The sequence below is a fragment of the Streptomyces koelreuteriae genome (genome assembly GCF_018604545.1).
In the GTDB taxonomy this organism is placed as follows: Bacteria; Actinomycetota; Actinomycetes; order Streptomycetales; family Streptomycetaceae; genus Streptomyces; species Streptomyces koelreuteriae.
Map to the genome: position 1 here is coordinate 1,297,020 of NZ_CP075896.1, position 12,786 is coordinate 1,309,805.

At 71.6% G+C, this 12,786-nt stretch carries 9 protein-coding genes; 4 read left to right on the forward strand and 5 right to left on the reverse strand.

What is annotated here, in order from left to right; all coding sequences use genetic code 11:
• Positions 1-10: 10 nt before the first annotated feature.
• From KJK29_RS05740 to KJK29_RS05755, 4 genes are all read right to left on the reverse strand, one after another.
• Complete coding sequence (locus tag KJK29_RS05740) at positions 11-1,297, reverse strand: aspartate aminotransferase family protein (RefSeq protein WP_215117616.1); 1,287 nt, start codon at positions 1,295-1,297, stop codon at positions 11-13.
• Positions 1,294-2,136 (reverse strand): nitrilase-related carbon-nitrogen hydrolase, encoded by an 843-nt coding sequence (locus KJK29_RS05745; RefSeq protein ID WP_215117617.1) that lies wholly within the window; start codon positions 2,134-2,136, stop codon positions 1,294-1,296. The genes KJK29_RS05740 and KJK29_RS05745 overlap by 4 nt, the downstream gene beginning before the upstream one ends.
• 170 nt (positions 2,137-2,306) lie before the next feature.
• A complete protein-coding gene (locus KJK29_RS05750; protein WP_215117618.1) occupies positions 2,307-4,304 on the reverse strand; it encodes a hypothetical protein in 1,998 nt (665 codons plus the stop codon).
• Positions 4,305-4,416: 112 nt separating this feature from the next.
• On the reverse strand, positions 4,417-4,668 hold the full coding sequence (locus tag KJK29_RS05755) for a helix-turn-helix domain-containing protein (RefSeq protein WP_215117619.1): 252 nt from the start codon (positions 4,666-4,668) through the stop codon (positions 4,417-4,419).
• Positions 4,669-4,700: 32 nt separating this feature from the next.
• Here KJK29_RS05755 and map point away from each other — a divergent pair, with 32 nt between their 5' ends.
• Together map and KJK29_RS05765 are read left to right on the forward strand one after the other, a co-directional pair.
• Positions 4,701-5,468, forward strand: a complete 768-nt coding sequence (gene map / locus KJK29_RS05760; protein ID WP_215117620.1) for a type I methionyl aminopeptidase — start codon at positions 4,701-4,703, stop codon at positions 5,466-5,468.
• 188 nt (positions 5,469-5,656) lie between these two features.
• Entirely contained in the window at positions 5,657-8,191 is a 2,535-nt protein-coding gene (locus tag KJK29_RS05765) for an ATP-dependent Clp protease ATP-binding subunit (protein ID WP_285439939.1), read from the forward strand.
• A 50-nt stretch (positions 8,192-8,241) separates the two neighbouring features.
• Here the strand turns inward: KJK29_RS05765 and ggt are convergent, their stop codons facing one another.
• On the reverse strand, positions 8,242-10,044 hold the full coding sequence (gene ggt / locus KJK29_RS05770; protein WP_215117621.1) for a gamma-glutamyltransferase: 1,803 nt from the start codon (positions 10,042-10,044) through the stop codon (positions 8,242-8,244).
• Positions 10,045-10,149: 105 nt separating this feature from the next.
• On the opposite strand from ggt, the gene KJK29_RS05775 reads away from it, so the two are divergent.
• The gene (locus KJK29_RS05775; RefSeq protein ID WP_215117622.1) at positions 10,150-10,908 is read left to right on the forward strand and encodes a hypothetical protein; all 759 of its coding nucleotides are present in this window, start codon (positions 10,150-10,152) and stop codon (positions 10,906-10,908) included.
• A 116-nt stretch (positions 10,909-11,024) separates the two neighbouring features.
• Entirely contained in the window at positions 11,025-12,593 is a 1,569-nt protein-coding gene (locus KJK29_RS05780; RefSeq protein ID WP_215117623.1) for an alpha/beta fold hydrolase, read from the forward strand.
• Positions 12,594-12,786: the final 193 nt, after the last annotated feature.

Below are 12,786 nucleotides of genomic sequence, written 5' to 3' on the forward strand. Positions count from 1 at the left end.
CGGTGCGCTGCTACCGGATGCTCCGCAGAGCGTTCTCGAGGATCGCGGCGCCCTCCTCGGCCTCCGCGACGTTGAGGGACAGCGGCGGGGCGACGCGCAGACAGCTGGTGTTGTGGCCGCCGCCCTTGCCGATCAGCAGGCCTCCCTCGCGGGCCGCCTCCAGGACGGCAGCGGCGGCCTGCGGATCGGCCTCGTCGGTGCCGGGCCTGGTCACCTCGATGCCGATCATCAGCCCGCGTCCGCGAACCTCCCGTACGGCCGGCACCTGCGCGGCGGCGGCCCGCAGCCGCTCGATGAGCAGGCCGCCGACCCGCCGGGCGTTGCCTTGGAGGTCGTGTTCCACGAGGTAGTTGAGGTTGGCGAGGCCCGCCGCCATGGTGATCTGGGTGCCGCCGAAGGTGGAGATGCTGTTGGAGTCCAGGCAGTTCATGATCTCGGAGCGGGCGACGACCCCGCCGATGGACATGCCGTTGCCGATGCCCTTGGCGAAGGTCATGAGGTCAGGCGGCCCATTCTGCCCGTGGGCCTGCCAGCCCCAGAAGTGCTCGCCGGTGCGGCCCCAGCCGGTCTGCACCTCGTCGGCGATCCACAGGATGCCGCGCTCGTTCAGCACTTCGCGGAAGGCGGCGTACAGCCCGTCCGGGGGTGAGGTGAAGCCGCCGACGCCCTGGATGGGTTCGGCGATCAGCGCGGCCGGTGGGCGGGTGTGGCCGAGCATGTCCTTCAGGTCCTCGACGCAGGCCGCGATGAACTCGGCGTCGCTCAGGTCCGCGTAGGGGCCGCGGGTGCGCACTCCGCCGTGGACGTAGAGCGTCTGCAGCGGGGAGAGCGAGGTCGGGGACCAGCCGCTGTTGCCGGTGATGCCGACCGAGCTGAAGGAACGGCCGTGGTAGCTGTTGCGCATCGCCAGGACCGTGTTGCTGCGCCGGTACGTCGTGGCCAGCAGCAGGGCGGTGTCGTTGGCCTCGGTGCCGGAGGTGGTGAAGAAGACCCGGGCGTCCGGGATGCCGCTCAACTGGGCGACACGCTCGGCGAGTTCGACCATGGGCCGGTTGAGGTAAAGGGTCGAGGAGTGGATGATCCGCGCGGACTGCTCGCTCACCGCCTTGGTGATCTCGGGCAGCGCGTGGGCGGTCATCGTGGTGAGGATGCCGCCGAAGAAGTCGAGGTACTTGTTGCCCTGGGCGTCCCAGACGTGGCGGCCCTCGCCGTGGGTGATCTCGAGGGGCTCCTCGTAGTAGAGGGCGAGCCAGTCGGGGAGCACGCCCCGGTGGCGGCCCAGCAGGTCGTCGGTCACGGCCGCACCAGCCCTTCGTACGCGTCGGGGCGGCGGTCGCGGTAGAAGGCCCACTGCTGCCGCACCTCCTCGACGAGGCCGAGGTCCAGGTCTCGGATGACGAGCTCCTCCTTGCTGTCGCTCGCGACGTCGCCGACGAACTGTCCGCGCGGGTCGACGAAGTACGACGTCCCGTAGAAGTCGTTGTCCCCGTACTCCTCCTGGCCGACGCGGTTGATCGCGGCGACGAAGTACTCGTTGGCGACGGCCGCGGCGGGCTGCTCCAGCCGCCACAGGTGGGACGACAGGCCCCGGTGGGTGGCGGAGGGGTTGTAGACGAGTTGGGCGCCCTTCAGGCCGAGCTCGCGCCAGCCCTCCGGGAAGTGGCGGTCGTAGCAGATGTAGACGCCGACCTTGCCGACGGCGGTGTCGAAGACGGGCCAGCCGAGGTTGCCGGGCTTGAAGTAGTACTTCTCCCAGAAGCCCTTGACCTGCGGGATGTGGTGCTTGCGGTACTTGCCGAGGTAGGAGCCGTCGGAGTCGATCACGGCCGCGGTGTTGAAGTAGAAGCCGGACTGCTCGACCTCGAACACCGGCACGACGATCACCATGCCGGTCTCGCGCGCGAGGGCCTGCATGCGCTGGACCGTCGGGCCGTCCGGGACGGGCTCGGCCCAGCGGTAGTGCTCGGGCTCCTGGACCTGACAGAAGTAGGGGCTGTTGAAGACTTCCTGGAAGCCGATGATCTGCGCGCCCCGGCGAGCCGCCTCGCGGGCGTGCTCCTCGTGTTTCGCCACCATGGACTCGGTGTCGCCGGTCCAGGTGGCCTGGACCAGAGCGGCACGTACGACGTTGGCCATGAGCTGCTCCTTCGACGCGACGTCTGCGTCTCTACGCCCGTAGAAGCGGACAGTAGAGCCACGAACGTAAGCCTCCGGCCCGGGCTTGCCAAGACCATCGTCCCCAACCCGCTGGGCGGAGCGCGATTCGCACTCCTGTGGGTGAGTCGCCCGGGGCACGGCGGCGGGGCTCAGGCGGGGAATCCGGCGACCCGGAGCGCGTGCACGAGATCCCAGCGGCGCTCGTCCGACACGCCCTGGGCGGCCGCCAGCAGGAGCGGTACCAGGCGCCGCGGATCCGGCTCGGCACTGCGGGCCGCCTCCTCGGGCGTGCGGGCTCTCACATACGCGTCGAGCAGCGCGCGCACCTCGCGGTGACGGCCCTCTGCGGCGAGCCCGAGGACGGCCGCGCCGACCTCGGCCGGGGGCCGGGCGACTCCCTGCCGCAGGATCTGCTGCCCGTCCGCCACCCGCCCGGCAGCGCCCAGTGCGTCCGCCGCGGCGACCAGGGCCCCCGCGGGCAGCGAGGCGGCCTCCCACAGCAGGGTCTGCCAGTCCGCGCCCAGCCCGGCCCGCTCCAGCTCGCCCGCGAGCAGCGGGAACCGGGCGGGCGGCGAGGACGTGAGCTCGACCAGCAGCACGTGCGCCTCCCCGCTGCGCCCCTCGGCACGCAGCCGCGCCAGTGCCCCGACGGTCCGCGTGACCTCCGCCCGGTCCGCCGCGCCGCCGGCCTCGCCCCGCGGCCCTACGTCCTGGACCGTGGCTTCCTCGGCGACCCCGGCGAACCGGGCACCCCGCCGGGTGCGGCCGGTGACGGGAACGGACTCGGGCAGCGTCGGCACGGCAGCGGGCGGCACGACGACGGGCATGGCCTCCTCCTCGTCCATCCCGGCGAACCGGGCACTGCCGCGCCGGCGTTTGCGCTGCTTGGGGGTGGGCTGTGGGGTGGCCTGAGGCTCGGGGGCTGCAACCGGGGCGGGAACGGCCCGTCCCGCCGGATGCTCCTGGGCGTCCCGCTCTCTCTCCGGGTCCGGGCCGGCGTCCGCATGCCGGGTGTCGTGCCGACCGGCGGTGCCGGACGCCGTCTGCTGGTGGGCAGGGTGCCATGGCGTGGCGGGGTCGTACGGACCGCCCGGGGCACGCTGCTCCCGGGGAGACGCTCCGTCGGCCGTGTCACCAACACCCTCGGCCGCACCGGCCCCGAACGCGGATGCGCCTGCCGCCGGTCTCGCGCCGCCGAACACATCGGCCGGACGGCTCGGGCCGTCGCCGAACGCACGGACGCCGCCACTGGACGCGCGGGATCCGTCCCCGACCGCACCAGCCCCGAACCCCGGTGCGCCCGCCGCCGGTCTCGCGCCGCCGAACACATCGCCCGGCCCGCTCGGGCCCGAGCCGCCGCGTGGAGCATCCGTCGGCGCCCCGCCGCCGGACACCGCCCCGGGAGCCCCTGGCGTCTGCCCACCACTCACACCCGCGGCAGCCCCCGGCATCTCCCCACCACGCACACCCGCGGCATGCCCTGAAGCCTCCCCGCCACGCGCACCCCCGGGTCGCCCCGAAGCAGCCCCGCCGCCCGCGGCCCCGGCTCCTCCCCCACCGCCGAAGGCCCCCGCACCCGGGACACCCCCCGGCCCGGCCACCGCACCCCGCCCCTCGAAGAAGGCGGCTGCGCCGCGGTCGTGGGCGTCCAGGCGGGTCATCCGGTCGCGCAGCTCCGCGCAGCGGGCCGTCGCGCGTTCGTGGTCGTCGTGAGCCCAGGCGAGGTCGAGGCGGAGGGTGTCGGCCTGTTCGCGGGTGGGGGCCGAGGCGAGGAGGCGGGTCAGGTCGGCCTGGCGTTCGGCGGCGTATCTCTGCTCCCGGAGCATGACGTCCAGCCGGTCCCCGAGGGCGTCACGGCCGCCCGGCCGGGCATCGTACGCGGCGAGCGCGGCGGCGTGCAGGCTCCGGGCGTGTTCCGTCTCCGGGCCCGCGCCCCCGGGGCCGTACTGCCCGGCGAGGTCCTGCAGCAGCGCCTCCACCACGTCCCAGGGCGGCACCTCCTGCCCGTCGAGGCAGGCCCGCATGCCCTCCGGGTCGCGCTGCCAGAAGACCGCGCACCAGCCGCCGGACGCATCGAGGCGTGCCAGCAGACCATCCAGGTAGTTCGCGAACTCCCGGACCCTGCCCGGGAGTTGATCCGCTGCCATCGCTCAACTCCCGCCAGACCGGAGCGCTCCGCCCAGTAGGCAACACCAGTCGTGTTACGGGAGTGCTACGGGGAGTTTTCGCGCGCGACGCGGGAGCCTCAGCGCCAGGACGTCAGACCGGTGCAGGCGCGCACCGCTGCGCCACTTCGTCCATGGACAGCCCGAGCACGCCGGCCAGCGCGGCGACCGTGAAGAAGGCCGGGGTCGGGGCCCGCCCGGTCTCGATCTTGCGGAGGGTCTCGGCGGAGATGCCCGCGTCCGCGGCGATCTCCGTCATGCTCCGGTCGCCACGCGCCTCACGCAGCAGCCGACCCAGCCGCTCGCCGCGTTCGCGCTCTTCAGGGGTGAGAGGGGTGCGCACCATGCCCCCATTCTAATACCGGTATAGTAATTGGCATGGTGGAACTCAAGACCGACACATCGATCGATGCCATGTACGAAGCGGGCCAGGTCGTCGCCCGCGCCCTGACCGCCGCCCGAAGAGCCGCCGACGTGGGCGTCTCCCTGCTGGAACTGGACGAGGTGGCGCACGACGTGCTGCGCGAGGCGGGCGCCACCTCACCGTTCCTCGGGTACCGCCCCTCCTTCGCCCCGACCCCCTTCCCCGCCGTCCTGTGCACCTCGGTCAACGACGCGATCGTGCACGGCGTCCCGGACCGCTACCGCCTGCGCGACGGCGACCTCGTCTCCCTCGACTTCGGCGCCGAACTGGGCGGCTGGGTCGGCGACTCGGCGCTCAGCTTCGTCGTCGGCACCCCGCGCAAGGGCGATCCGCGTCTGGTCGAGACCGTGGAGCGGGCCCTCGCGGCGGGCATCGAGGCCGCCGTCGTGGGCAACCGCATCGGCGACATCGCGCACGCGATCGGCACGGTGTGCCGCGGCGCCGGCTACGGCATCCCGGACGGCTTCGGCGGCCACGGCATCGGCCGCCGCATGCACGAGGACCCGGGGGTGCCGAACGAGGGCCGGCCGGGACGGGGCATGCGCCTGCGGCACGGGATGGTGCTGGCGATCGAGCCCATGGTCATCGGGGGCGGCACGGACGACTATCACGCGGCTCCCGACGGCTGGACGCTGAAGACGAACGACGGCTCCCGCGCGGCCCACGCGGAGCACACGGTGGCGATCACGGATGCCGGACCGAGGATCCTGACCGCGCGCTGAACCACGCCCCGGAGGTCCGGATCCTACGGAAATGTCCCGAAGGTGCCCGCCGCCGACGATCGTGCGAAGGTGTTCTACGAGCGCGCCCCAGGTGTAACCGGCTGCCACCCGGGTTACCCGGCCCCGGCACGTCGACCAGCGAGGGTGTCCCCCGCCCGGGCGCCGGGGACGCCGGGAACGGAAGGCCCATGAGCAGCGGCTTCACCAGCCCGGAGGGCTACGGCTCGGACCCCTTCGGAGAATTCCTCGCACGCTTCTTCGGCGGACCGCGACCGGGGCCCCGGCAGATCGACCTCGGGCGGCTGCTCAGCCAGCCGGCCCGTGAGCTCGTCCGGGGCGCCGCCCAGTACGCCGCCGAGCACGGCAGCCGGGACCTCGACACGGAGCATCTGCTGCGGGCGGCGCTCGGCACCGAGCCCACCCGGACCCTGCTCAGCAAGGCCGGGGCCAACCCCGACTCGCTGGCGTCGCAGATCGACGACCGGTCGGGCCCGGCCCAGCACGGCCCCGAGGACACGCCGCCGCCGACCACGCTGTCCCTCACCCCGGCCGCCAAACGGGCGCTGCTGGACGCGCACGACATGGCCCGGGCCCGCGGCTACGGCTACATCGGCCCGGAGCATGTGCTCAGCGCCCTGGCCTCGAACCCCGATTCGGCCGCCGGGCACATCCTGAACGCGGCCCGCTTCGCGCCCTCGGCCCCGCCCGAGGCGCCGGAGGTCCCGCAGGCCGAGCGGCCGCGCCCGACGAACACGCCGACCCTGGACAAGTACGGCCGCGACCTCACCGAACTGGCCCGGCAGGGGCGGATCGACCCGGTGATCGGCCGCGACGAGGAGATCGAGCAGACCGTCGAGGTCCTCTCCCGCCGCGGCAAGAACAACCCGGTGCTGATCGGTGACGCGGGCGTCGGCAAGACCGCCGTCGTCGAGGGGCTGGCGCAGCGCGTCTCCGAGGGGGACGTGCCCGACATACTGATCGGCCGCCGCGTGGTCGCCCTGGACCTGACGGGCGTCGTCGCGGGCACCCGCTACCGGGGTGACTTCGAGGAGCGGATGAACAACATCGTCAGTGAGATCCGCGCCCACTCCGAGCAGTTGATCATCTTCATCGACGAGCTGCACACGGTCGTGGGCGCCGGTTCCGGTGGCGGCGACGGCAGTTCGCTGGACGCCGGCAACATCCTCAAGCCGGCCCTCGCCCGCGGGGAGCTGCACATCGTGGGCGCCACCACCCTGGAGGAGTACCGCCGGATCGAGAAGGACGCCGCGCTGGCCCGCCGCTTCCAGCCGATCATGGTCCCGGAGCCCACTCCCGCGGACACGATCGAGATCCTGCGCGGCCTGCGGGACCGCTACGAGGCCCACCACCAGGTCCGCTACACCGACGGCGCGCTGGTGGCGGCCGTGGAGCTGTCCGACCGCTATCTCACCGACCGCCGCCTGCCGGACAAGGCCATCGACCTGATCGACCAGGCCGGTGCCCGGGTGCGGCTGCGGGCGCGGACCAAGGGCACGGACGTACGGGCCCTGGAGCGGGAGCTGGAGCAACTGACCCTGGACAAGGACCAGGCGGTCGCGGACGAGAGCTACGAGCAGGCCACCCAGTTGCGCGACCGGATCCTGGACGTCAAGCAGCGGATCGCCCAGGCCGGTGGCGAGAGCGAGATCGACGAGGGCCAGGACCTCGTCGTCGAGGCCGAGTCGATCGCCGAGGTGGTGTCCCGCCAGACCGGCATCCCGGTCAGCAGCCTCACCCAGGAGGAGAAGGACCGGCTGCTGGGCCTGGAGGAGCATCTGCATCAGCGGGTGGTCGGCCAGGACGAGGCCGTGCGGGTCGTCTCCGACGCGGTGGTGCGCTCCCGGGCCGGTCTGGCCAGCCCCGACCGGCCGATCGGCAGCTTCCTCTTCCTCGGCCCGACCGGGGTCGGCAAGACCGAACTGGCCCGGGCGCTCGCCGAGGCCCTGTTCGGCAGCGAGGACCGCATGGTCCGCCTCGACATGAGCGAGTACCAGGAGCGGCACACCGTCAGCCGCCTGATCGGCGCCCCGCCCGGCTACGTCGGCCACGAGGAGGCCGGGCAGCTCACCGAGGTCGTCCGCCGCCACCCGTACTCGCTGCTCCTCCTCGACGAGGTGGAGAAGGCGCACCCGGACGTCTTCAACATCCTGCTGCAGGTCCTCGACGACGGGCGGCTGACCGACTCCCAGGGCCGCACGGTGGACTTCACCAACACCGTCATCGTGATGACCAGCAACCTCGGCTCCGAGGCGATCACCCGCCGCGGCGCCACGATGGGCTTCGCCTCGGGCGACGCCGACGCGGACGAGGAGGCCCGGCGCGAGCAGATCCTGCGCCCGCTGCGCGAGCACTTCCGCCCCGAGTTCCTCAACCGCATCGACGAGATCGTCGTCTTCCGCCAGCTCACCACCGACCAGCTGCGCCGGATCACCAACCTCCTGCTGGACCGCACCCGTTCCCTCGTCCAGGAGAAGGGCATCACGGTGACCTTCACCGACCGAGCGGTGGAATGGCTGGCCGACCACGGCTATCAGCCCGAGTACGGCGCCCGCCCGCTGCGCCGCACGATCCAACGCGAGGTGGACAACGAACTGTCCCGACTGCTGCTGGACGGCAGGGTGGAGGAAGGCGGCCAGGTCACGGTGGACACCGAGGACGGCCACTTGACGTTCCAAACGCAGAGTTCAGCAGCCCCCTCTTAGGGGCGCGGGGAACTGCGCGACCAGCCCCCACGCACCCGCGGACGAACTCTTCAGCGAACCGGCCGCACCACCATCGCCGATCCCCCACCCCGCCGTACCTTCTCAGCGGCTGCCAGCCACTTCCCACCGGGCAGCCGCTGAACCGCCGTAGCGGCCCCGATCTCCGGATTCACCTTGAACGAATGCCCGATCGCTTCGAGCTGCTTCCTTACATCACTGTCGTACAACCCCGGCTCCAGCTCGGTCTGCGCAGCATTCCGCTGACTCGCCCGAGGCGCGGCAATCGCATCGACCAACGGCAACCCCCGGTCGACAAACCCGGTCAGCGTCTGCAGGACGGTCGTGATGATCGTCGCCCCGCCCGGCGACCCCAGCGCCACCACGGGCTTGTCGTGCCGGTCGAGCACGATCGTCGGCGAGATGGAGGACCGGGGCCGCTTCCCGGGCCCGGGAAGATTCGGGTCGTGCACGGCCGGGTTCGCCGGTGTGAAGGAGAAGTCCGTCAGCTCGTTGTTGAGGATGAACCCCCGCCCCGGCACGGTGATCCCGCTGCCGCCGGTCTGCTCGATGGTGAGGGTGTAGGCGACGACGTTCCCCCACTTGTCGGCGACCGTCAGATGCGTGGTGCTGTCACCCTCGTACGTCGTCGGAGCGGCCTTGCCGCCGGAGCCGCACCGCTCGGGATGACGCGGATCGCCCGGCGGCACCGGGCTGGACAGCACGGCGTCGTCCTTGATCAGGCACTCGCGTGAGTCGGCGAACCGCTGCGACAGCAGCTCCTTCGTCGGTACGTCCTCGAACGCGGGGTCGCCCACCCACCGGCCCCGGTCGGCGAACGCGATCCGGCTGGCCTCGATGAAGCGGTGCAGGTACTTCGCCTTGCTCGCCTTCGACAGGTCGGTCCGCTCCAGGATGTTGAGCGCCTCACCGACCGTCGTACCGCCGGAGGACGACGGCGCCATGGAGTAGACGCCGAGGCCGCGGTAGGAGGTCCTGGTGGGTGCCTGGAGCTTGGTGCGGTAGGCGGCCAGGTCCTTGGCGGACAGGTCGCCGGGGCGGGCGTTCCAGCCGGAGGCCGGGTCGACGGGCGGCTTGTTCACCGTGTCGACGATCTCCCGGCCGAGGCCTCCGCGGTAGAGCGCGCCGACGCCCTTGTTCCCCAGCTCCGCGTAGGTGCGGGCGAGGTCGGGGTTCTTGAAGGTGGAGCCGACGACCGGGAGCTGCCCGCCGGGCAGGAACAGTTCGGCGGTGTCCGGGAAGTAGCGGAAGCGGGTCTCGTTGGACGCCGTCTGCGAGCGGAAGGTCTCGTCGACCCTGAACCCGTCGCGCGCCAGCCGCTCGGCCGGCTTCAGGACGTTCGCGAGCCGCTTGCTGCCCCACTGGTCCAGCGCTGTCTGCCAGGTGGCGGGCGTGCCGGGTGTGCCGACGCTCAGGCCGCTGCTGACGGCTTCGGCGAACGGGATGGGCTTGCCGTTCTCGGTGAACAGGTTCTTGTCGGCGGACAGCGGAGCGGTCTCGCGTCCGTCGATGGTGCGCACCGTACGGGACTTGGCGTCGTAGTGGACGAAGTAGCCGCCCCCGCCGATGCCGGCGGAGTAGGGCTCGGTGACGCCGAGCGCGGCGGCTGTGGCGACGGCCGCGTCGACGGCGTTGCCGCCCTTGCGCAGGACCTCGATTCCGGCGGCCGAGGCGTCGGGGTCGACGCTGGATACGGCGCCGCCGTATCCGACGGCCTGTGGGGTTTTCTCACCCCCGTCGGTCTGTGCGGCGGGTGGCGCTGCCGCCCCCACCGAGACCACCACGGCGGCCGAAACCGCCAGGACCGTCAGATTCCGCGCGACAGGGCGACGCATCCGCACCTCCAGTCAAAGGCCGTCCGCGCAGCTTAATTCATGGCCATGGTCGCGTCAGGCACGCGTCGAACACCGGTGCGTCGACGCCCGCTAGCATGCGCGCCCATGAATGACGACGTGCGCAACATAGTCCTGGGCGTGGTCGCGGCGGGGATCAGTGCCGGGCTGGGCTGGGTGGCCCGCACCTACCTGTGGAAGCGCAGGCTCCGCCGGAAGCAGGCCTTCTTCGGGCTGCCCGACAACTCCGAGTCGCTGCTGGTGGTGAACCGGGGCGCCGGGGGACCCGAGTTCGCGGTGATGCGTTACGACGTGTTCGCGCTCCTCGAACTCGCCGCGCTGATCAAGGACTGCAACGCCCACGCCCAGATACTGCCGCACGACACGGCACGCCAGGGTTTCGGCGAGCGGACGGAGTTCTGTGTCGGCGGCCCCGCCTCCAACCGCCGGATGGCGGCCCATCTGTCCTCCCTGCTGCCCGGGGTGCGGGTGAACATGGACTCCGAACCGGGGCCGGACCGGGGATCGTTCCAGATCGGCTCCGAGCGCTACCGGGTGGACAACGGCAAGGAGGAGTACGCGCTGCTCGCCCGGCTGACCGCCGAGCGCAGCCAGAACACCCGGCCGGTCTACCTCTTCTGCGGCCAGACCTCGATCACCAACCAGGCCACCACCCGCTATCTCGCCCGCAACCACGAGAAGCTGGCCCGCAAGTACGGCAACAGCTCCTTCGCGCTGCTGCTGAAGGTGATCAACTCCCAGGCCTACGGCCCGGACGTCGTCGAACTGGTGGAGGACGTGACGCGCGCGGCACAGACCCCCCTGCCCGCGCCCGCCACTCCACGCAACAGCCACCGCTCCTCCTGAAGTCCTCCACTTCTCAACAATCGTTACTGGCACGTAACTTACCGACGGGTTACCACTGGTAAGAGGCCGAGGTTACCGTCTGGTCACTTTGCACTTACACGAGTGAGGAGTGACCCGTGGGACGTCACCGCAAGGCCCTGCGCACCACCGCCGTAGGCGCCGTCTCGGCCACCCTGGTCGCCGGCACAGCCCTCGGACTCGCCCCCACAGCGCAGGCGGCGCCGAACCCCGTCCGCTTCGTCGACATCGCCGGCGACGGCGGCACCGTCCTCAAGGCCAACGTCGTCACCCCGGCCGGGGCCGACGGCACGCGCCGCTACCCGCTGCTCGTCATGCCCACGAGCTGGGGTCTGCCCCAGGTCGAGTATCTGGCCCAGGCTCAGAAACTCGCCGACTCCGGGTACGTCGTGGTGACGTACAACGTGCGCGGCTTCTGGCAGTCGGGCGGCGAGATAGAAGTAGCGGGCCCACCCGACATCGCCGACGCGTCGAAGGTCATCGACTGGGCGATCGCCAACACCCCCTCGGACGCCGGGCGCATCGGCATGGCGGGCGTCTCCTACGGCGCCGGCATCAGCCTGCTCACCGCCGCGCAGGACAAGCGGGTCAAGGCCGTCGCGTCACTGAGCGGCTGGGCGGACCTGATCGACTCCATCTACGCCGGACGCACCCAGCACGTCCAGGCGTCCGCCCTGCTGGACGGCGCGAGCATCGTGACGGGCCGGCAGAGCGCCGAACTCCGGCAGACCTTCGACGACTTCTACCGCTCCAACCTGGCGAAGGAGCCGGAGCTCATCGCCTGGGGAAAGAAACGTTCCGCCGCTACCTACGTCGACCAGATCAACAAGAACGGCGCGGCGATCATGCTCGCCAACGCCTGGGGCGACACCATCTTCCCGCCCAACCAGTACGCCGACTTCTACGAGAAGCTGACCGGCCCGAAGCGGCTGGAGATGCGGCCCGGAGACCACGCGACGGCGGAGCTGACCGGCCTGTTCGGGCTGCCCAACGACGTCTGGAAGGACACCACGCGCTGGTTCGACCACTACCTCAGGGGCGAGGACAACGGCATCGACCGTGAGCAGCCCGTCCAGCTCAAGTCCCGTTCCTCGGGCGGCTACGAGGGCTACCCCGACTGGAAGTCGGTCGCCGCGACCGACCGGAAGATCGCCCTCGGGGGCACGACCACGATTCGTACGAACGTGAACTCGGGGGCGGACGGCGGAGTCGTCTTCCTGTCCAGCATCCTCGACCAGGTGGCCCAGCTGCCCCCGATGGCCTCGATCCCGCTGCTCCCCCGCCGCTGGGCCGCCGTATGGCAGTCGGAGAAGTACGGACAGGCCCAACAGGTGCGCGGCACCGCGAAGTTGCACACGACCCTCACCCCGACCAAGGAGAGCGGCACCCTCGTCGCCTACCTGTACGACGTGGGGCCGCTCGGCCTCGGCAAGCTGGTCTCCAACGCGCCGTACACCTTCCACGGGCGTACCCCCGGAAAGCCGTTCGGCGTCGACCTGGAGCTGTACTCCACGGCCTACGACGTCCCGGCCGGGCATCGCCTCGCCCTGGTCGTCGACACGGTCGACCCGCTCTACATCGAGCACAACCCGTCCGGCGCGCAGCTGACCTTCTCCTCGCCTGCGAACGACCCGTCGTACGTGTCGGTCCCGCTGCGCGAGCAGTGATCTCCGGCTGCCGCCGGACGGGCCTGGCCGATGTGAACCGCCGCCCCCGTGGCCACAAGGGCCGTGGGGGCCACGCCCGGCGGGAACACCCCGCGGACCCGGGCGGGCGGTCTGCTCACCCCTGACGGGATCGGCGGATTTCGGCGAAGTCCCCCTCTCCGACAGGGATGAAGGGCACATCGTAGTCGAGGTC

Excerpts from the sequence above, each read along its gene's own strand:
- KJK29_RS05745 (WP_215117617.1), bottom strand. The coding sequence starts at position 2,136 with ATGGCCAACGTCGTACGTGCCGCTCTGGTCCAGGCCACCTGGACCGGC.
- KJK29_RS05750 (WP_215117618.1), bottom strand. The coding sequence starts at position 4,304 with ATGGCAGCGGATCAACTCCCGGGCAGGGTCCGGGAGTTCGCGAACTAC.
- KJK29_RS05755 (WP_215117619.1), bottom strand. The coding sequence starts at position 4,668 with ATGGTGCGCACCCCTCTCACCCCTGAAGAGCGCGAACGCGGCGAGCGG.
- map (WP_215117620.1), top strand. The coding sequence starts at position 4,701 with ATGGTGGAACTCAAGACCGACACATCGATCGATGCCATGTACGAAGCG.
- KJK29_RS05765 (WP_285439939.1), top strand. The coding sequence starts at position 5,657 with ATGAGCAGCGGCTTCACCAGCCCGGAGGGCTACGGCTCGGACCCCTTC.
- ggt (WP_215117621.1), bottom strand. The coding sequence starts at position 10,044 with ATGCGTCGCCCTGTCGCGCGGAATCTGACGGTCCTGGCGGTTTCGGCC.
- KJK29_RS05775 (WP_215117622.1), top strand. The coding sequence starts at position 10,150 with ATGAATGACGACGTGCGCAACATAGTCCTGGGCGTGGTCGCGGCGGGG.